At 66.0% G+C, this 19,959-nt stretch carries 18 protein-coding genes; 12 read left to right on the top strand and 6 right to left on the bottom strand.

The genetic code is table 11. The annotated features are described in order from the left end of the window. Positions 1-20 precede the first annotated feature (20 nt). From smc to C2I19_RS21980, 3 genes are all read left to right on the top strand, one after another. Complete coding sequence (gene smc / locus C2I19_RS07380) at positions 21-3,509, top strand: chromosome segregation protein SMC (RefSeq protein WP_103902062.1); 3,489 nt, start codon at positions 21-23, stop codon at positions 3,507-3,509. A gap of 189 nt (positions 3,510-3,698) precedes the next feature. Continuing rightward, complete coding sequence (locus C2I19_RS07375; protein ID WP_103902061.1) at positions 3,699-5,078, top strand: MFS transporter; 1,380 nt, start codon at positions 3,699-3,701, stop codon at positions 5,076-5,078. Positions 5,079-5,446: 368 nt separating this feature from the next. Continuing rightward, positions 5,447-5,803 carry an energy transducer TonB gene (locus C2I19_RS21980; RefSeq protein WP_158253655.1) on the top strand — a complete coding sequence of 119 codons (357 nt, stop codon included), beginning with the start codon at positions 5,447-5,449 and terminating at the stop codon, positions 5,801-5,803. A gap of 8 nt (positions 5,804-5,811) precedes the next feature. On the opposite strand, the gene C2I19_RS07365 is transcribed toward C2I19_RS21980, so the two are convergent. Continuing rightward, positions 5,812-6,282 carry a MarR family winged helix-turn-helix transcriptional regulator gene (locus tag C2I19_RS07365; RefSeq protein ID WP_103902059.1) on the bottom strand — a complete coding sequence of 157 codons (471 nt, stop codon included), beginning with the start codon at positions 6,280-6,282 and terminating at the stop codon, positions 5,812-5,814. Between the two features lie 406 nt (positions 6,283-6,688). Here C2I19_RS07365 and C2I19_RS07360 point away from each other — a divergent pair, with 406 nt between their 5' ends. The 9 genes from C2I19_RS07360 (at position 6,689) to C2I19_RS07320 (ending at position 15,653) form a co-directional block, all read left to right on the top strand. Then, positions 6,689-7,888, top strand: a complete 1,200-nt coding sequence (locus C2I19_RS07360; RefSeq protein WP_103902058.1) for a cell division protein ZipA C-terminal FtsZ-binding domain-containing protein — start codon at positions 6,689-6,691, stop codon at positions 7,886-7,888. A gap of 63 nt (positions 7,889-7,951) precedes the next feature. Continuing rightward, entirely contained in the window at positions 7,952-10,372 is a 2,421-nt protein-coding gene (gene ligA, locus C2I19_RS07355) for an NAD-dependent DNA ligase LigA (protein ID WP_103902087.1), read from the top strand. A gap of 1 nt (position 10,373) precedes the next feature. Next, positions 10,374-11,819, top strand: a complete 1,446-nt coding sequence (locus C2I19_RS07350) for a tetratricopeptide repeat-containing glycosyltransferase family protein (protein ID WP_103902057.1) — start codon at positions 10,374-10,376, stop codon at positions 11,817-11,819. A 69-nt stretch (positions 11,820-11,888) separates the two neighbouring features. After that, a complete protein-coding gene (gene galU / locus C2I19_RS07345; protein WP_103902056.1) occupies positions 11,889-12,761 on the top strand; it encodes a UTP--glucose-1-phosphate uridylyltransferase GalU in 873 nt (290 codons plus the stop codon). Positions 12,762-12,821: 60 nt separating this feature from the next. Further along, positions 12,822-13,364, top strand: a complete 543-nt coding sequence (locus C2I19_RS07340; RefSeq protein WP_103902055.1) for a hypoxanthine-guanine phosphoribosyltransferase — start codon at positions 12,822-12,824, stop codon at positions 13,362-13,364. Positions 13,365-13,622: 258 nt separating this feature from the next. Further along, positions 13,623-13,853, top strand: a complete 231-nt coding sequence (locus C2I19_RS07335; protein ID WP_103902054.1) for a hypothetical protein — start codon at positions 13,623-13,625, stop codon at positions 13,851-13,853. 28 nt (positions 13,854-13,881) lie between these two features. Then, the gene (locus tag C2I19_RS07330; RefSeq protein WP_103902053.1) at positions 13,882-14,346 is read left to right on the top strand and encodes a hypothetical protein; all 465 of its coding nucleotides are present in this window, start codon (positions 13,882-13,884) and stop codon (positions 14,344-14,346) included. Further along, positions 14,339-15,022: a hypothetical protein gene (locus C2I19_RS07325; protein ID WP_103902052.1), complete on the top strand. Its 684-nt coding sequence runs from the start codon at positions 14,339-14,341 to the stop codon at positions 15,020-15,022. Before C2I19_RS07330 ends, C2I19_RS07325 begins: the two co-directional genes overlap by 8 nt. 1 nt (position 15,023) lies before the next feature. Then, a complete protein-coding gene (locus C2I19_RS07320; protein ID WP_103902051.1) occupies positions 15,024-15,653 on the top strand; it encodes a VUT family protein in 630 nt (209 codons plus the stop codon). On the opposite strand, the gene C2I19_RS07315 is transcribed toward C2I19_RS07320, so the two are convergent. From C2I19_RS07315 to C2I19_RS07295, 5 genes are all read right to left on the bottom strand, one after another. Beyond that, complete coding sequence (locus C2I19_RS07315; RefSeq protein WP_103902050.1) at positions 15,639-16,343, bottom strand: SDR family NAD(P)-dependent oxidoreductase; 705 nt, start codon at positions 16,341-16,343, stop codon at positions 15,639-15,641. The two genes, C2I19_RS07320 and C2I19_RS07315, sit on opposite strands and share 15 nt — an antisense overlap. A 68-nt stretch (positions 16,344-16,411) precedes the next feature. Beyond that, entirely contained in the window at positions 16,412-17,164 is a 753-nt protein-coding gene (locus tag C2I19_RS07310; RefSeq protein ID WP_233201135.1) for an ABC transporter ATP-binding protein, read from the bottom strand. A gap of 4 nt (positions 17,165-17,168) precedes the next feature. Beyond that, positions 17,169-18,125: a FecCD family ABC transporter permease gene (locus tag C2I19_RS07305; RefSeq protein WP_233201134.1), complete on the bottom strand. Its 957-nt coding sequence runs from the start codon at positions 18,123-18,125 to the stop codon at positions 17,169-17,171. Continuing rightward, on the bottom strand, positions 18,122-18,913 hold the full coding sequence (locus C2I19_RS07300; RefSeq protein WP_103902048.1) for a heme/hemin ABC transporter substrate-binding protein: 792 nt from the start codon (positions 18,911-18,913) through the stop codon (positions 18,122-18,124). The genes C2I19_RS07305 and C2I19_RS07300 overlap by 4 nt, the downstream gene beginning before the upstream one ends. Continuing rightward, positions 18,903-19,937, bottom strand: coding sequence for a hemin-degrading factor (locus C2I19_RS07295; RefSeq protein WP_103902047.1), 1,035 nt, complete (start codon positions 19,935-19,937; stop codon positions 18,903-18,905). Before C2I19_RS07295 ends, C2I19_RS07300 begins: the two co-directional genes overlap by 11 nt. Positions 19,938-19,959: the final 22 nt, after the last annotated feature.

Below are 19,959 nucleotides of genomic sequence, written 5' to 3'. Positions count from 1 at the left end.
TATCTAGCAGCGAGGACGTTTTGCGCCTGACCCATATCAAGCTCGCCGGTTTCAAGTCATTCGTCGACCCCACCAGCATCGCGGTGCCGGGCCAACTGGTGGCGGTGATCGGCCCCAACGGCTGCGGCAAGTCGAATGTGATCGACGCCGTGCGCTGGGTGCTGGGCGAGTCCTCGGCCAAGCAGCTGCGCGGCGAATCGATGCAGGACGTGATCTTCAACGGTTCGTCCAGCCGCAAGCCGGTGTCGCGCGCCTCGGTCGAGCTGGTGTTCGACAACGGCGACGGCCAGTTGACCGGGCCTTGGGGCCAGTACGCCGAAGTGGCGATCAAGCGGGTGCTGACGCGGCAGGGCGAATCCAGCTACTACATCAACAATCAGCAGGTGAGACGGCGCGACATCACCGATCTGTTCCTCGGCACCGGCGTCGGCGCGCGCGGCTACGCGGTGATCGAGCAGGGCATGATCTCGCGCATCATCGAGGCGCGGCCGGAAGAGCTGCGCGCCTATCTGGAAGAAGCGGCCGGCGTGTCCAAGTACAAGGAGCGCCGCCGCGAGACCGAAAACCGCCTGAGCGACACCCGCGCCAACCTGGAGCGCATCGCCGACTTGCAGCAGGAGCTGGAGCGGCAAGTGGAGCGCCTGTCCGAACAGGCCGAAGTGGCCGCGCAATACCACGACATGCGCGGCGCGCTGACCCATAAGCAAAACCTGCTGGCGCTGGCGCGGCGCGAGGAGGCCGCCCGCAATGAGGCGCATGCGCGCGGAGAACTGGCGCGCATCGAAACCGAAGAGGCGGCGCTGGAAGCGGCGGTCACCCACCTGGAAACCGAGCAGGAAACCGTGCGCGAGCAGCACTTCGCCGCCAGCGACGCGGTGCACGAGGCGCAGCAGCGTCTGTTCGAGGCCAATGCCCAGCTGGCGCGGTTGGAGGAAGCGCAGCGCCACCGCGAACAAAGCCGGCAGCGGCTGGAGCGCGACTTGCTGGCCGCCAGAAGCGAGCGGCAGCAGTTGGCCGACAATCGCCAGCAAGTGGAAGCGGAGCTGGACGATTGGCTGCCTAGGTTGGAAGAGGCGCAGCTGCGGCAGGAAGAGGCGCAGATGGCGCTGGAGGACGGCGTGGACGAGCTGCCCACCGCTGAGGCGGGCTTCCGCCAGCTGGATCAGCAGCAGGCGCAGCTGATCGCGCAGCAGGCCAATCTGACGCGCGAGCGCGATCTGTCGCGGCAGAAAATCGAACACTGGCAGCGCGGCATGCAGCAATTGTCCGGCCGCGACGCCGCGCTGACGCGAGAGCTGTCCGATCTGAATCTGCCCGAGCACCATGTGCTGGAGGCCGCGCGGCAAGAGGCGGACAAGGCCAAGGCCGCGTTGGACGCGGTGCGGGCGCGTCTGGTGGCCGACGAGGCCAAGCAGGCGGATTTGGCGGCCGAGCGTGAAAAACTGGACCAGCAACTGGCCGCCAAGCGCACCGAGCTGGCTCGCGCCGAGGCCGAAGCCGCCGCGCTGGCCGCGCTGTTGCAGCGCGAGGCGGCGGACGAGCAACTGGCTGGCTGGCTGGACAAGCAGGGCCTGGCCGACGCGCCGCAGCTGTGGCAGTCGCTGCAGGTGGACGCGCGCTGGCAAGCTGCGCTGGAGGCGGTATTGGGCGAGCGCTTGTCCGCCCGCGCGGCATCCTTGCCTGCAGGCCAGCCGCCGGCGGCGCTGGCCCTGGTGGACGGCAAGCGAGCCGCCGCCGGCGGGTTGCCCGAGCGGGCCTGGCCGGCGCTGCTGACTGAAGTGCGGGCGCAGGCGCCGTTCGACGCGGCCCTGGCGGACTGGCTGTCCGGGGTGTATCTGGCGGATTCGCTCGATGCCGCCTTGGCGCGCCGCGGCGAGCTGGCCGCCGGCGAATGCTGGCTGACGCCGGAAGGCCATCGCGTGGACGCCGTCAGCGTGCGTTTCCACGCCGAAGCCAGCGGCGACGGCCTGATGGCGCGCAAGCGCCAGCTGGACGAGGCCTCGGCCCGAGCCGAGTCGCTGCGGCCGGAAATCGACGCCATGCAGAAGAAGCGCGACAGCCTGCAGAGCATGGGCAATATGCTGGCCGAGGCGGTGCGCGGCCAGAAGGGTTCGCTGACCCGGCTGGAGGCGGAGCTGAACGCCGCCACGCTGGAACACGTCAAGCTGGACCAGGCGGCGCGTCAAGGCGCGGCGCGGCTGTCGGCGATCGAGGCCGAGCGCGGCCGCATCGCCGAGGAACGGCAACACGCCGATGACGGCATCGCCGAAGCCGAATTGATGGGCGAAGAGGCGGCGCTGACCTTGGAAGAGTTGGGCCTGCAACTGGAAGAGGTGAGGCTGGAGCGGCTCAATGCCGAAACCCGGCTGGAACTGGCGCGCAACAAGGCGCGCGACGCCGAGCGCATGCTGCACGAGATCAAGCTGGCCCTGAACAGCGCCGAGCAAAAAGTGGCCGAGCTGTCGCGCCGCGGCCGCGAGCTGGCGGATCGCGACGAGCAGTTGCAAGAGCGGCTGGAGGCTTTGGCCGGCGAGTCGGAAACGGTGGACGAGGCGGTGCCGGAGGAGGCGCTGCAAGAGGCGCTGTCCGAGCGCGAAACTCGCGAGGGCGAGCTGTCCGCCGCGCGTGACAGGCTGAACCAACTGACCGAGCGCATGCGCGAAATCAGCCAGCGGCAGCAGGAGGCCAACGCGGCGCTGCCGGCGCTGCGGGAGGCGCGCTCGGATTGGCTGCTCAAGCACCAGGAAGCGCGGCTGGCGATGGAGCGCTTCGCCGAGGAGCTGGCCCAGGCCGAGGCCGACGAGGCGGTGCTGCTGGCCGATTTGAACGAAGGCGTCAAGCCTAACGCGCTGGCGGCGGAAATCGCCCGGCTGGCGCGCGCGCTGGAAGGCCTGGGCGCGGTCAACCTGGCGGCGCTGCAGGAACTGGACGAGGCGAAGACGCGCGGCGAATACTTGCAGAACCAGTCTGCGGACTTGAATCAGGCGATGGCGACGCTGATCGAGGCCATCGCCAAGATAGACGGCGAAACCCGCGACATGCTGCAGGCCACTTACGACGCGGTGAACGCCAAGATGCGCGAATTCTTCCCCACGCTGTTCGGCGGCGGCCGCGCCGAGCTGGTGCTGACCGGCGAGGACTTGCTGGATGCCGGCGTGCAGATCATCGCCCAGCCGCCGGGCAAGAAGAACAGCACCATCCACCTGCTGTCCGGCGGCGAGAAGGCGCTGACCGCGATGAGCCTGGTGTTCTCGCTGTTCAGCCTGAACCCGGCGCCGTTCTGCCTGTTGGACGAGGTGGACGCGCCGCTGGACGACGCCAACACCAGCCGCTTCTGCGATCTGGTGAAGCAGATGTCCGAACGCACCCAGTTCCTCTATATTTCCCATAACCGCCTGACCATGGAGATGGCCGAGCAGCTGGTGGGCGTGACCATGCAGGAGCAGGGCGTCAGCCGCATTGTGGCGGTGGACATCGTCGAGGCGCTGAAGATGCGCGAAACCGCCTAGATATGGTGTTGACGCGGCGCAAGGTCGGCTGTCAGCCGCGAATGGCATACTGCGCCGCCTGAAGGTTGGGCGGTGGCCTGGTCTTGTCGGGCGTTCCGCCGTTCCTTTCGCATCTACTGGGCGGGACGGCGGACCTCCCCGCCAGCGGGGCATCCGCCTTACGGGCCGTCGCGTGCATGGAATGGATTCATGACTGTAAGCATCAAGCGTTGGGAGCCGGAAAATCCCATTTTCTGGCTCAGCCGGGGGCGGGCCATCGCCCGGAGAAATCTGTGGTTGTCCGTCTTCTCGCTGCATCTGAACTTCAACATCTGGATGATGTGGAGCATGGTGGTGGTCAATTTGCCGGCCGTCGGCTTCTTGATCTCCGGCCAGCAGCAATTCCTGCTGGTGTCCATCCCGCCGCTGGTCGGCGCCTTGATGCGCTTGATCTACTCCTGGGTCTGGAGCTGGGTGGGCGGCGGCCTGTGGCTGGGACTGTCGACGTTGCTGTTGCTGCTGCCGGCCTGGGGCGTAGGGCGGGTGGTGCAGGACATCGCCTCGCCATTCTGGCAGTTGCTGTTGGTGGCCGGCTTGTGCGGCATAGGCGGCGGCGCCAGCGCGTCCCACCTGTCCAATACCAGCTTTTTCTTTCCCCGTTCCGAGAAGGGCTTGGCGATGGGGCTCAACGCCGGGCTGGGTAACCTCGGCGTGTCCGCTGCGCAGCTGCTGATCCCGCTGTGCATACTCTATCCGCTGTTTGGCTACGCGGCCGGCGAGCCTCAGGTGTGGGGGCGCGGCGGGGAGGTGCATTTTGTTTGGTTGCAGAACGCCGCTTATGTCTGGCTGCCGCTGATCGCTCTGGTGGCTCTGGCCTGCCTGCTGTACGCGCATGACCTGCCCAAGTTGCGCATTACGCCGCATGATCAGCTGGACGCGATGCGAGCCAGCCATACCTGGTATATCTGTTTGCTGTACATGGGCAGCTACGGCACCTTCCTGGGGTTTTCCGCCGCTTTTCCGCTGCTGGTGCGCGTCATGTTTCCGCAGGTGGACGCCAGCCCCTATCTGTTCGTCGGTCCCATGGTGTGCGCATTGTCGCGGCCGCTGGGTGGCTGGATGGGCGACCGCGTCGGCGGCGGGGTGGCCACGGTGGCGAGCAATCTGCTGATGGCGCTTGGAACTGTCGGCGTCTATCTGAGCCTGCCATCGGCGGCCAGCGGCGGTTCCTTCTGGCTTTTCCTGGCTATGTTCCAGCTGATCTTCTTCGCCGCCGGCGTCGGCAACGGCTCGTCCTATCAGCTGGCGCCCAAGGTCTTCTTGATACAGGCGGGCCGCGATTCGCAGCGCACTGGCGAAAGCCTGCAGCAGGCCTATGCGAGAGGAGGGCGGCGCGGCGCGTCGGCGATGAATGTCAGCTCGGTGATGGCGGCCTTCGGCGGTTTCGTCATTCCCAAGGCCTTCGGCTCGGCGCTGGACTGGTTCGGCAGTTTCTTGCCGGCGTTCGCGATGTTTTTCGCTTTTTACTTGTTATGCACGGCGCTGGCCTGGTGGCATTACAGCCGGCCTGGCGCAGCGATGCGGTGTTGACGCGAGGACTTGGCCTGGGCTGGGCCTTGCTGTTGTCGGCGCTGGCGCATGGCTTGTTGTTGTGGCTGATGTTTGCGCAGCGCCCTCCCGCGCGTGCGCCGCTGCCGCAGTCCGTGGGCGTGACGCTGGCTTCTCCCCGGGCAGGCGGCGCGGAGGCGAAGATAGCCAGCGGCGGCCATCTGCCTGGGATGGCCAGGCAAGGTGCTCCAAGGGCTCGAGTCGCGACGGGGGCGCCTGAGGCCCAAGCAATGGACGCGCCGCGCGTGAGCGCGGCAATATCGATTGCGGGCGGCGCTGTGGCAGCCTCAGTACCGAAACAGCCACCCGCTTCGACGCATGGCGAGGCCCCAGCGCGAGCGGGAGAGGCTGTGAGCGGCGCGGCGGAATTACCGGGGACGCCGGCCGGCGAGCGGACGGGACATCCCACGGGGGCAAGCGGCGACCATGAGGCTTTATATGCGCCGGCGTATCTGGCCAACCCCAAGCCACCTTATCCGGAGCGCTCGCGGCAACTGGGCGAGGAGGGCGTGGTATGGCTCAATGTGCGGGTAGACGCCAACGGCCGCGCCTTATCGGTGGAGTTGGCGCGCAGCAGCGGTTTCCGCCGGCTGGATCAGGCCGCGCTGGACACCGTCTCCCGCTGGCGCTTCGAGCCGGCCAGGCGGGGCGGCGCGGCCGTAGCCTCCCGGCTATCGCTGCCCGTGCGCTTTGCCGTCGAGCGATAGGGCGGGAGTCAGGCCGTCGTTTCGCTGCCCTGTTGTTCCAGCGCCTGGCTGAAGCTGGCGCGCAGCCGGCCCAGTTCGTTGCAGAAGCTGGACAGGTCTTGTTCGCCGAATTGCTGGAAGGCGTTGTGCATATAGTCCAAGTGGGCAGGGAAGGCCTGGCTGAACAGCTCCTGGCCATATGGCGTGAGCGCCACATATACGCTGCGCCTGTCATTGGGCTGCATGCTGCGCACGACGATGCCTTTGTCCTCAAGGCGGTCCAGCACGCCGGTCAGCGTGCCCTTGGTGATCAGGGTGTGATCGGACAATTCCTTGCAATTCATGCCCTGATTGTTGCCCAGCGTGGTCACCACGTCGAATTGCGGCGGCGTCAGTCCCAGTCGGCGGATATTGAAGCTGGCGAACTGTTCAAAGGCCTGGTAGGTGCGCGACAGCTCGCGTACGACAGGCAGGAAACTGGCTTGAGCTGATTTTTTCATAAGAGTCCCCGTGCTGTTCTAAGCAGTGTTGTACAGGCTAGTACAGGCCTGTGGCAGAGTTACCTCCAATTCTGGCACGCTAAATGTATAAATTCGCCTGTCAGAAATGTCATGTTCATTCCATTCGAATAGGTACGGCTTCCAGGGCGCCAGCCTGGCCGAAAAGCGCATTTCGGGATGACAATGAATTGGAATGCGCTCTTGTCAAGCATTCATGCATTGCCAAATGGTGCGCGGAGACGGGCTTTCGTTATAATGAGCGGGAAATGCCCAAGCATGTCGGGCGGCCGTCTACCCCGGCAAGGGGGAGCGGCGACAGGATAATAGCGGGAAGCCGACTAGCGATAGCGTCCATGGGGACAGGAGTCGGCTTCGGGATTATTCGCCTTAATAGCGGACTGGCTGAATGAGCGAATTGCAGATTGGTGTGTTGATATTGGGCGGCGGCGTGATTGCCCTGGTGTTCGGCTTCAACGTGTTTCAGGAGTGGCGCTTCCGCAAGCGGACGCAGCAGGCCTTCGCGCGTCCGCAAGACGACGTGCTGCTGGACGTTCCCAAGAACAATGTCCGCGACGGCCGCCATGACCGCATGGAGCCGGTGCTGGTGGATGCTGACCTCGACGAGCGGGAGATCGAGCCCGAACCATTCGAGCCGCAGTTGCCCGAGCCGCCTCAGGCCAAGCCGGAGCCTGCGATGGCCGCGGCCTCTCGCCAGGAACCTACGCTGGCGATGCCGGAAGTGCCAGTGGTCGAAGAAGAGGACGAGGACGAGCTGGCGATGGACTCCGCCGATCACCAGGCGCTGGTGGTGGCGATGCTGGACCCGTCGCTGGATTTCATCGCGGAAGTGCTGTTCCACGAGCCGCATGAGTTGGCGGCGATGCCGCGCTTCAATGTGGGCAAGCGCACCCAACTGATAGGCCGCACCGAGCGCGGGCTGTGGAAGGTGGCCGAGGCGCTGCCCGGCACGCGCTACAAGCAGATCAATATCGGCATGCAGATGGTGGACCGCTCCGGCGCGGTGACCGAGCAGGAGCTGGCCTCCTTCTGCCAGCAGGTGTCGCGCTTCGCCGAGGATCACGACGCCGCCGTCAGCTTTCCGCAGCGTCAGCAAAAGCTGGTGGCCGCGCGCGAGCTGGATCGCTTCTGCGCCGACGTCGACGTGTTGATAGGCATCAATATCGTGCCGCAGGCGGCGATCGAGGGCGCGCGGCTGCGCAGCTTCGTCGAGGCCGCTGGCCTGCAACTGGAGCCGGACGGCGCCTTTCATTACCTGGCCGATTCCGGCAATACCCTGTATTCGCTGGTGGCGGCGGACCAGATGCCGTTCACTTACCACACGCTGCTGGACAAGAGCTTCCCGGCGCTGACGCTGCTGTTCGACGTGCCGCGCGTGGCCGGCGGCGTGGACGTGTTCGACCGCGCCGTGCATTTCGCCCATCATCTGGCGCAGGAGTTCGGCGCCCAACTGGTGGACGACAACCGCCGCGCATTGACCGATGCCGGGCTGTCGCGCATCCGCGAGCAGCTGCTGCACATTTACGGCAGCATGGACGACCGGGGCATCGCGCCGGGCAGCGTGGCCGCCTTGCGCTTGTTCGCCTGAGCGAGATAAACCATGATTGCGGGGCCGGCCATGCCGGCCCTTTTGCCGTTCGAGAGTTTCCCCATGACCGCATATGAACCGCGCGCGGCAGAGCTGCGCGAACTGCTGAACCGCTACGGCCGTGAATACTACGTGTTGGACGCGCCGACGGTGCCCGATGCCGAATACGACCGCCTGTTCCGCGAGCTGCAGGCGCTGGAAGAGGCGCATCCGGAGCTGGCAGGCGCCGACTCGCCGACCCGCCGCGTAGGCGGCGCGCCGCTGGCCGAGTTCGACAGCGTCACCCACGCGGTGCCCATGCTGTCCTTGTCCAACGCCTTTTCCGATATGCAGCTGGCCGATCCGGCCGAGCGCCATGCCGAGCTGATCCAGTTCGACGAGCGCGTGCGCAAGGGACTGGATGCGGCCGAGGTCGAATACGCCACCGAGCCCAAGTTCGACGGCCTGGCCATTTCCCTGCTGTACGAAAACGGCGTGCTGACGCGCGCCGCCACCCGCGGCGACGGCGTGGCCGGCGAGCAGGTGACCGAGAACGTGCGCACCATACGCGCCATCCCGCTGCGGCTGGACGGCGCCAATCCGCCGGCGCTGCTGGAAGTGCGCGGCGAAGTGCTGATGCTGAAGCGCGATTTCGAGCGCCTGAACGCGGACCAAGTTGCTCGCGGCGACAAGACCTTCGCCAACCCGCGCAACGCGGCCGCCGGCAGCCTGCGCCAGCTCGATTCGCGCATCACCGCGCAGCGCCGCTTGTCCTTTTTCGCCTACGCCATCGCCCAAGTGGAGGGCGCGGACTGGCCGGACTCCCATGCCGGCGAAATGGTCTGGCTGAAGCAGCTGGGCTTCCCGGTGGTGGAGGAAAGCCTGCGGCCCGTGGTCAAGGGCGTGGCCGGCTTGTCCGCTTACTACGAAGGCGTGCAGGCGCGCCGCGCCGGCCTGCCGTTCGAGATAGACGGGGTGGTGTACAAGGTGAACCGGCGCGTGTTGCAGGACGCGCTGGGCTTTGTCTCGCGCGCGCCGCGCTGGGCCATCGCCCATAAATTCCCGGCCGAAGAGGCGCTGACCGTGGTCGAGGCCATCGAGGAGCAGGTGGGCCGCACCGGCGCCATCACCCCGGTGGCGCGGCTGCAGCCGGTCTTCGTCGGCGGCGTCACCGTCACCAACGCCACCTTGCATAATGAGGACGAGGTGAGGCGCAAGGACGTGCGCGTCGGCGACACCGTGATCGTGCGCCGAGCCGGCGACGTGATCCCCGAGGTAGTGGCCGTGGTGCTGGAGCGGCGGCCTATGAAGCCGGCCGAAGGCGGAGATTTGTTCAGCGCCGGCGAGGCACCGCAATACCCGGCCTATCGCCTGCCGACGGCCTGCCCGGTTTGCGGCAGCCATGTGGCGCGCGAGGAGGGCGAGTCGATCGCCCGCTGCTCCGGCGGCCTGTCTTGCCGCGCCCAGCGCAGCCAGGCCATCCAGCATTTCGCCGGCCGCCGCATGATGGATATAGACGGCCTGGGCGAGCGCTACATCGACAAGCTGGTTGAATACGGCTATGTGAAAGGCGTGGCCGACCTGTACCGGCTGACGCTGGAAGACCTGCTGGAAATGAAGCGCCGCGCCGACGAGGACGAAGGCGTGACGCCGGAGACAGTCAAGGCCGGCAAGGTGGCCAGCAAGTGGGCGGAGAACCTGATCGCGGCGATAGACGCCAGCCGCGCGCCGTCGCTGGCTAGATTGCTGTTTGCGCTGGGCATACGCCATGTCGGCGAATCCACCGCCAAGACGCTGGCTGACTGGCTGGGCAATATGGCGCTGATCCGCCATTGCCCGGCGGCCCTGTTCGCCGCCTTGCCGGACATCGGCGGCGTGGTGGCCGATTCGCTGGCTGATTTTTTCGCCGAGGACAACAATGAAAAGGCGCTGGACGCCTTGCTGGCCGAAGTGAAGCCGGCCGACGAGCATGCACCGTCGCCCAAGCTGCGCGAGCGGCTGGAGGACGCGTCGCTGCTGGCGCGGCTGGGCATTCCCCGGCTGACCGAGGTGCGCAGCCAGCAGTTGGCCGCGCAGCGCAGCCTGGCCTGGCTGGCGCAGAGCGAGCGCCGCGCGCTGCTGGAGCTGGAGTTGCCGGCCGAGGTGGTCAACGCGCTGGCCGATTGGCTGGACGAGCCGGAGCGGCGCGCCGCACTGGGCCGGCTGGCCGGACTGCGCGACGACATCCTGGCCGGGCTGCCGGAAGCGGCCGAGACCGCCGCGCTGGCGCTGGACGGCAAGACCCTGGTGCTGACCGGCACCTTGCCGACCTTGAGCCGGGATCAGGCCAAGGCGCTGATTGAGGCGGCCGGCGGCAAGGTATCCGGCAGCGTGTCGAAGAAGACGCATTACGTGGTGGCTGGCGAGGAGGCGGGCAGCAAGCTCGCCAAAGCGCAGGAGCTGGGCGTCGCCGTGTTGGACGAGGCTGGCCTGCAGAGCTTGCTGGCAGGAAATCGAGGAGAGTGAGATGGCGCTGAAAGCGGTGGCGAAAGCCTGGATGGGGAAGGATTTCGACGAAGGCAACCGCTTGGTCGCCGCAGGCGATTTCCAGGGCGCGATCACAGCCTATGACCGTTGCCTGTTGCAGGATCCGCGCAACTGGCAGGCCCTGGTCAATCGGGCGAATCTGCGGCAGCAGCTTGGGGACTACTCCCGGGCATTGGATGATTACATGGCGGCAGCGGCGTTGAATCCGGCGTCGACGAATATCAAGAGCAATCTGGCAGTGCTGCTGAAAGAGCTGGGCGAGCTGGAGCTGGCCGGCCAGTTGCTGGAGGAGGCGCTGGCGGCGGAACCCAAGCATGTGGACGCCTGGGGCAATCTGGGCGTGGTGCGCCAGCACCAGCTGCGCTACCCGGACGCCATCACCTGTTTTCTGAAAGCGATCGAGCTGGGCGGGCCGACGCCGGCGCGCTGCAACAACCTTGGCAATGTCTGCACCAGCGCGCTCTTGCTGTCCGACGCCGTCGCCGTGCTGCAAAATGGCCTGGCGCAAGCGCCCGATGATGCGAATCTGCAATTCAGCCTGGCCATCGCCTTATTGCTGGCCGGCCGCTACGAGGAGGCCTGGCCTCTGTATGAGGCGCGCTGGCGCTGCATTCTGCAGCCTCGCCACGAAGGGGCGCGCTGGCAGGGCGAGGCCCTGGGCTCGCGCGCTTTGCTGTTGTGGTCCGAGCAGGGCCTGGGCGACAGCCTGCAGATGGCGCGTTTCCTGCCGCGAATTCGCGCTGCGCATCCGGACGCGCGCATCATGTTGGCCTGCCCGGAGACTTTTCATCGCTTGTTCGCCCAGTTCGACGGCATTGAATTGCTGCCGGCGGATGCCGCTCCGGATTACGACTGCCAGTTGCCGCTGATGTCCCTGCCCGGCGTGCTGGGCGTCACGCTGGACAATCTGCCCAGGGAGGTCTACTTGCGCGCTGTCCCGACGCAAACGGCGCAGCTGCCGGATAATGGCTGTCCACGCGTCGGGGTGGTATGGGAGAGCGGCCGCTGGGGCGTCGGCATTGCCGATGCCTGGCGTCAGCATAAGTCTGTGCCGCCGGCTTTGTTCGCCGAGATTTGCCGCGCGCCGGGGCTGGATTTTTATGCCCTGCAGCCGGGCGAACTGCCCGAAGCGCTGCAGGGTCTGGTAAGCCAGCCGGAGATAGGCGATTTCGCCGACACGGCGGCGCTGCTGGAACAGATGGATCTGGTGATTTGCGTCGATACCGCCATCCTGCATCTGGCCGGCGCGATGGGCAAGCCGGTCTGGGCTTTGCTGCGCGCGGAGAGAGGGCCGTTCTATCTGGCCGAGGCGGTCACCGCGCCGTGGTATCCGTCCGTCAGGTTGTGGCGTCAGCCGCAGCCGGGCGACTGGCAGCCGTTGATCCACGGGCTGGCGGAGGCGCTGTCGGTTAGACGGACATTTTGACCTGGAGCGAAGAAGGGCTAGAATGCGGCGCTGTCGATATTGCAAAACGCCATTTGAAGCGGAATCGAGATGAAAAAGATCACTAAAGCCGTGTTCCCGGTTGCAGGTCTGGGCACCCGCTTCCTGCCGGCCACCAAGGCTAGCCCTAAGGAAATGTTGCCCATCGTCGACAAGCCGCTGATCCAGTACGCGGTGGAAGAGGCCATCGCCGCCGGCATCACCGAGCTGATTTTCATCACCGGCCGCAACAAGCGTTCGATCGAAGACCATTTCGATAAAGCTTACGAGCTGGAGACCGAGCTCGAGTACAAGAACAAGCATAAGTTGCTGCAACTGGTGCAGGAAATCATTCCGCCCACGGTCAGCTGCATCTATATCCGCCAGACCGAGGCGCTGGGCCTGGGGCATGCCGTGCTGTGCGCGAGGCCGGTGGTCGGCAACGAGCCGTTCGCCGTGATCCTGGCGGATGACCTGATAGAAGGCGCGCCCAGCGCGATGGAGCAGATGGTGCGTCTGTTCGGCGAAACCCATTCGTCCATTCTGGGCGTGGAGACGGTGGCGCCGGAAGACACCGCTTCTTACGGCATCGTCCAGGTGGAGGCCAATGCCAAGGGCAACCAGCGCGTGCGCCACATCGTGGAAAAGCCGCGGCCGGAAGAGGCGCCATCCAATCTGGCGGTGGTGGGCCGCTACATTCTGACGCCGCGCATTTTCGACAAGCTGGTGAATACCCGCGCCGGCGCCGGCGGCGAGATCCAACTGACGGACGGCATCGCCGCGCTGATGAAGGACGAGCCGGTGCTGGCGCTGCCGTTCAAGGGTACGCGCTACGACTGCGGCTCCAAGCTGGGTTACCTGAAAGCCACCGTCAACTATGGTTTGAAGCATCACGAGGTGTCGGAGGAGTTCTCCGCCTTCCTCCGCGAGCTGAAAATCGACTGACCGTTTTTTCGATTGCGCCGCCCCAGCCGGCGGCGCCGCCTGTTCTGTTAAGGAGTCATCATGCCTAATATTGCCGAAGCCCGTGGTCTGATCAACAGCTCGGATGTGCTGTTCAGCGCGGAAGAAGTCAGCGCCGCCGTAGACCGCATGGCGGTGGAAATCACCGAAAAACTGGGCGAGGAATACCCGCTGGTGCTGTCCGTGATGGGCGGCGCCGTGGTGTTCACCGGCCAATTGCTGCCGCGCCTGGCCTTCCCGTTGGATTTCGACTACGTCCACGTTTCCCGCTACGGCGACAAGACCCACGGCGGCGAGCTGGTGTGGAAGCAGGCGCCGAAGGAAGACGTGCGCGACCGCGTGGTGCTGGTGCTGGACGACATTCTGGACGAGGGCCACACCATGGCCGCCATCCGCGACAAGGTGATGGAGATGGGCGCCAAGGCCTTCTACAGCGGCGTGTTCGCCAACAAGCTGATCAGCAAGGAAAAGCCGCTGCTGGCCGATTTCGTCGGCCTGGACGTGCCGGACCGTTATGTATTCGGCTACGGCATGGACGTGCGCGGTGCCTGGCGCAATCTGCCGGCCATCTATGCATTGAAGTAAGAACTGCCATGTCATAGGCCCGCGAGGCCTGGAAAAACAGCTCTGTCGGCGCATGCCGGCAGGGCTGTTTGTTTATGAGCCAACCCTCCTGTGGGTGTTAATTTGAATTCAAAATGTATTTGATTTGATATCATTTTATGCATTTGACAATTATTTTCCGCTGGTTATACTGACAAAACTTTCTTTTTGGTCAAGTAGAAAGACTCGCTTGCAGGCCAGGCAGCGAGGCTCGGCCAGGCCATTCTCTCGGGGAAAACCATGGGCTACCACTCAGTCACGACTACGATTGCCGAAGACAATTACGCTTTAGGCTGGATCGCGGGGGAGAGAGTCATCATCACGCAATCCTGCATTCTGGGCGAGGAGGGAAGCGAGTGGGAAGGCTCCCCAGTGTTCTGTAAAAGCTATCTGCTGCAACTGATCGCGCTGAGCGTGGAGCACGGCGTGATCGCGCCGGCGGAAATTTCCGCCGCCGTGGGCAGGCGTTGACGCGGACTTTGGCGTCAGGATGGTTCCGATGTGGCCGCGCCTAGCCTGGCCTGCAGCGTGGCGCGGCAAGCCCAGCCTGTTGACGCTGACCGACGTCGCGTTGCGGGATGGACTGATTCATTGCGCCTATCAATTGAAGTTGGCGACGCGCAATCATCACGCGCCGGCCTGGGACGTACTCAAAACGCCTGACGAATTGATGGCCTCTTTCGTGCACGGCTATCTGGGCCAGGCAGAGCGCGAGCTGCTGGCCGCCTGCGACGCATGCAACCAGGCGGTGCGGGCTTGCCGCGACAACGACGGCGGCGAGATCATCCGCATGGCCAGCGGCCAGCAACTGACGATCATGCTGCTCGGTCCGGATGGCTCGCCCCGGCAGTGTTTCACGCTGGGCGATCTGGCCCGCTTCACCGGTCTGTGTCGGCGCTACCGTTCGCCCGGCGAGGTGGAGCGCCTGTTGCAGGGCATTTTCGCCAAGGTGGCGCATGGCTGAGATCCGGCTGTATTCCTCCCCTTTTTCCACCAAGATCAATTACGTGCTGGATTGCCTGGGGCAACCGGCCATCCAGCATGGACGGTTGCGGGCGATAGAAGCCCTGACTCAGGAAAAGGAAAGCACAGTCAATAACTGGCTGTTCAACGGCAAGCTGCCGCGCGAGGGCAAGCGGCTGGCGATATCGGACGCCATCGGCGTGTCCTACGACTATCTATTCGATGACGAGGTGGCGATAGACTGCCCCGCCAAGCCGGAGATTTTCTGGGACGGCAGGCTGTATTGGGTGCCTTTCATCGAGACGGCAAGCGTGTTCGAGCTGCGCGGACGCGAGACTTTCCGCGTGGCGCGCCGCCTGCCCATCATGTTTCCCGGCTTCGACGACCTGGTGCGCAAATATGGCCGGCGGATCTATTTGACCACGCTGGAGGCTGGAGGCTTCGGCGCGTACGTCGAGGCCGGCGCCAGCGTGGTGTATTCGGAAAACCTGCTGTTGGAGCATTTTGGCCTGGTGCTGCATCGCGATGCCGACAGCGGCGAGATTTCCGCCAGGCGGGTGACGCTGCAGGAGGGGGGCGCCTGCCTGGAGTACATGGCGGAAAACGGGGAATTGCTCAGCCGGCCCTTGCGGGAGGGTGAGCAATTATTGTCTATCCTACTGACTTACTCGAGATGATATGTTCAATAAACAAACGCTGGATGTCGAGAAATTCAAGGAATACTGCTTGATCGTCGGCTATTTCGCATCATTGTTCAGTTCCACCTGTTTTTTCTTCGACGCCAAGAAAGTCGAGCTGCTCGGCTATGTGGTGCAGTTGCCGATAGGACTGACGTTCTTCCCGCTGACCTTCGCATTGTGCAATATCGTGCAAGACCGCTACGGCAAGCGCGCGGCCAACAGCCTGGTGGCCACCGCCTTCATCTTCGACACCCTGCTGGTGGCGGGCGGCACGCTGATGGCCTGGCTGGGCGACCGCCATGACTACTGGACCGTGTTCAAGGATCTGTACACCATCATGGCGGCGACCTGGTTCTTCCTGGTGGTCAGTTCGGCGTTCAATATCGCGCTGTACAACTACTTCAAGAAAAAAGACGCGCGGCGGATCTTCGACGTGCTGCTGCGCTTTTTCGTCACCATCACCGCCACCGAGCTGCTGACCTCGCTGATGTCCATGCCTTTGATGTTCTACAAGCACGGTCTGAGCGGCAGCATCGCCATGACCATTCTAGCGGTGGTGGTGTACAAGGTTTTTGCCAATATCGCCATCACCAGCGCTTACGGCGCCTATCACTCATATGCGAAATAGGCTGGTCAGCCCGCCGTCCAGCGGGATGTCCATTCCGGTCATGAAGGTGTTCTCTTCCAGCATGCGGACCACGGACAGCACATCGTCCACGCTGCCGCAGCCGCCGCTGGGGTAGACGCCGCTGTAGTCGCGCAGCTGGCCGCCGTATTTGCGCCGTATCATCGGCGTGTCTATGGTAGCCGGCGAGATCGTGTTGACCAGAATGCGGTCCGCCGCGTGCTCGATGGCGGCTACCTTGCTTAGATTCAGGATGGAGGCCTTGGCCGCGCCGTAGGCCGCGAAGTTCTTCATGCCGATATGGCCGGTGATGCTGGCGATATTGACGATGCGGCCGCCGCCGTGGCGGCGCATGATGTCGATTTCGCCGCGCATGGCGTTGAAGGCGGGCAGGACATTTTGTTGCCAGCATGATGTGAGGTCCGCCGCGTCGAAGTCCAGCAGAGGCTTGCGTTGGCTGGACACGCCGGCGCAGTTGACAGCCAGGTCTATCCGCTCGATGTCGGCGAAGGCCGCGCGGCAGGCGCGCTCATCGGCAAGATCGGCCAGCAGCCGGCTCGCGCCGGCGCAGTCCGCGATGGGTTCTACGTCCATGCCTATGGCTCGGTAGCCGTCGGCGGCGGCGTAGTGTTGCAGCAGTCGCCAACCGATGCCGGAAGCGGCGCCGGTGATCAACGCGGTTTTTGTCATCATCGCTCTCCATTTAAAATGTCATGGGAATGATAATGGCTGCGGCCTTGCCGCGTCAGCCCTCGCGATTTTCAGGCGGCGCGCGGCGGGATGGGGTGCCGCAGCCGCACCGGCCAGCGGTAGACCGCCAGCAATCTCTCCGGCGTCAACGCCGCGCGCGGCGCGCCCTCCGCCGCCAGCCTGCCGCTGTCCAGCAGGGCCACGCGGTCCGCGTATTCCGCCGCCAGCGCCAGATCATGCAGCACTTGCACCACGGTTTTGCCTTGGGCCGCCAATTCGCGCAGCAGCAGCTGCAGCTTGTGCTGGTGGCGCAGATCCAGGTGATTGGTGGGCTCGTCCAGCAGGATGAGCGGCGCCTGCTGCGCCAGGGCGCGGGCGATGGCGGCGCGTTGACGCTCGCCGCCGGACAGCGCATCCAGCCGCTTGGCGGCGTGCGGCTGCAGCTCCACCGTGGCCAGGGCCTCGGCCACTGCGGCGCGGTCCGCGGCGGCATGGCGGGCAAAAGCGCCGAGGTAGGGCATGCGGCCCAGCGCGACGAACTCGCTCACCGTCAGCGGAATGTCCGCCGGCAGATGCTGCGGCACCCAGGCGATGAGACGGGCGCGCTGCCGCGCGTCCATGCGGCTGACGCATTGGCCGTTCAGCCGCACCGCGCCATGGCTGGGCGCGGCCAGTCCGGCCAGCAGCCGCAGCAAGGTGGTTTTGCCCGCGCCGTTGGGGCCGAGCAGGACGCTGACCTGGCCGGCGGGCAGGTCAAGCCGGATGTCGCGCAGCAGTTCGCGGCCGGCTACGGCGTAGCCCAGCTCGCGCGCTTTCAGAGTCATGCGGTTAGCCATGGTTGGCGCTCCCTTGTTGGCGGCGGAACAGCCAGATGAAGAAAGGCGGGCCGGCGAAGGCGGCCATCAGGCCTACCGGCAGGTCCAGCGGCCAGGCGATGTTGCGGGCCAGGGTGTCCACCGCCAGCAGGAACAGCGCGCCGGCCCAGGCGGACAGCAGGATCAGTTTGCGGCGGCAGCCGCCCGCCAGCAGCGCCAGCGCGTTGGGTATCATCATGCCGACGAAGCCGATCACGCCGGACAGCGCCACCGCGCCGCCGGTGGCCAGCGCGGCGCCGGCCGCGGCGAGGCGGCGGGTGCGCGGAGTGTCCACGCCCAGCGAGCGGGCGGTTTCCTCGCCCAGCAGCAGGCAGTCCAGGTCGCGGCCGATGGCGCACAGCAGGGCTATCCCCAGGCCGGCCACCGCGAGGCAGGGCCACAGTTGCTCCGGCTGGGCGGCGCCCAGGTTGCCGGCCAGCCAGCTGCTGGCCGCGCGCAAGGTCAGGTCGTCGGACAGAAACAAAATCAGGCTGGACACCGCGCCGCAGAAGGCGCCGACCACCAGTCCCATCAGCAGCAGGCCGGCCAGGCCGCCCTTGGCCAGACGCGCCAGCATAAGGATCAGCCAAGTGGCGATGAGGCCGCCGCCGAAGGCCGCCAGCGGCAGGGACAGTCCGGCCAGGCCCAGCGCCAGCACGGCGATCACCGCCAGCGCCGCGCCGCCGGAGGTGCCGATCAGGCCAGGGTCGGCAAGCGGGTTGCGGAACAGCGCCTGCAACGCCGCGCCGCTGGCGGCCAGGGCCGCGCCCACGGTCAGGGCGGCGGCGATGCGCGGCAGCCGCAACTGCGTGACCAATGGGTCGGCCAGGTCCGGCCAGGCCAGATGGCCGGCGGAACTGGCCAGCGCCAGCCAGGGCAGGGCCAGGCTGGCAGCAATCAGACCGGCCAACAGCCAGCGCTGAGCGTTCACATCTTCACCATCTGGTCGACGACGACGGGGCTGCCCAGGCCCACCAGCATGGCTTGTTGAGGCTGCATCAGGTAGATGCGGCCCTGCTTGCCGGCCGGCGTGGCGGCGATTTCCGGCCGCTTGGCGAAAGCCTCCTTGCCGCCGTAGGCCGCCGCGGTATGGCTGCCCAGGATGATCACGTCCGGCTTCAACGCCAGCCAGGCGTCGCGGTTCAGCGGTTTGAAACCGGATAGGCCGGCTGCCGCGTTGACGCCGCCGGCGGCGCGGATCAGCGTGTCCGGGGCGGTGTCGCGGCCGGCCGCCAGCGTGCCGTCGTAGCTGACCAGATAGCGCACGGCTCGGCCCGGGCGCGGCTGCATCGCGCGCTGCCAGTCGGCGGCCAGCTTGTCGGCGGCGGCGTCGCGGCCCAGCAGCTTGCCCACCTTGCGGATGGCCTCGGCGAAGTCACGGCCGTCCTCGCGCGGGCTGACTTCCTCGGCGCGCAGCTTCAGCTGTTTCAACTGCGGCCACAGGGTCGGCGGCTGGGCGGCAGCGCTGCCCAGCACCAGGGTCGGCTTCAGGCCGGCGATGGTTTCGGCGTTCAGCGCGCGCGAAAAGCCCACCACCTGGGCATGGGCCAGCTCCGGCTCCTTGCTGCTGCGGTCGCGGCCCACCACCTGGCCGGCCGCGCCCAGCGCGACGACGATTTCGGCGATGTCCGGCGTCACCACCACCAGCCGCTCCGCCGCCAGGGCAGGCAGGGCGGACGCCGCCAGCAGCAGGCCGGCAAACCAGGATTTACGCGACATCGGCTTGCTCCAGCGTCGGCAGCTCGCCCAAGAGCTTCACCCATTCGGCGCGCTCGGCGCGGCCCGGCTTGCGTTCGCCGAAGAAGGTGGCCAGCGATTCGCCGGCCTCGTCGAACAGCTCCAGCGAAGTCACCACGCCGCTGTCGCCCGGCTTGCGGGTGATCCAGGCTTCGGCGATCAGGTCGGTGCGCAGATGCAGATTGAAGTCCGGGTCCAGCACATTCAGCCAGTCGCCCACCACCTGCACATTGCGCACGGCGCCGGTATGGATCTGGATCATGCCGCGGTTGCCGGCGAACACCATGATGGGCGTTTCGGTGGCGGCGGCGCGGCGCAGTAGTTGCTCCACGGCATCTTCGCGCACGCGCCAGGCCTGGCCGGCCGGCGCCAGGCGGAAGCCTTGGCGGCGCGAGACCTGCCAGCGGCGCAGGAAGGCGTGGAAGTGGTGCACGTCGTTCAGTTGCAGCCATTCGGCTTGGAAGGCCGCTAGGTCTATGGCTTCGTCCGCTTGCTCCGGCTCGGCCGGTGCGGCGGGCTCCAGCGCCAGCGCCCCCGCCGGCGCGGCGAAGCGCGCCACCAGCGCGTCGAAGGCGACGACATCGCTGTCTTCGGTCAGATAAACCTTGTGCACCGCTTCGCCGTGGCGGTCGAAGAACTGCAGGCTGCGCTGGATGCCGCGCGGAGTCTCGCTCACTACCGCGAAACCGTGGCGCCAGTGGAACAGGAACATGCGCAGGTCGATTACCGGGTTGAGCGCCAGGCCCACCTTGCCTTCAAACGACACATTGGCGTAGTCGCCCTTGGTTTCGTGGACGCAGGCGTGGTTGCGCGTCAGCGCCATCACGCGGCCCAGGGCGTGCAGTTCGCCCAGGATCTGCGGCCATTCGGGTCTGAGCGGCGTGGCGGCCGGGTCCGCGGCCACCAGTTCGCATTCGCTGACCTGCAGGGCGATGGCGGCGTCGCGCGCGCGCAGGCGCGGTTGGCTGGCTTTGAGCGACTGGTAGCGTTCCCATAGCTGGCTCATGAAATTCTCCTTGGAATGGTGT

Origin of the sequence: Chromobacterium alticapitis, assembly GCF_002924365.1 — a bacterium.
In the GTDB taxonomy this organism is placed as follows: Bacteria; Pseudomonadota; Gammaproteobacteria; order Burkholderiales; family Chromobacteriaceae; genus Chromobacterium; species Chromobacterium alticapitis.
The sequence above is the reverse complement of the archived record's forward strand: the minus strand, read 5'-3'. Positions and strand labels throughout refer to the sequence as shown.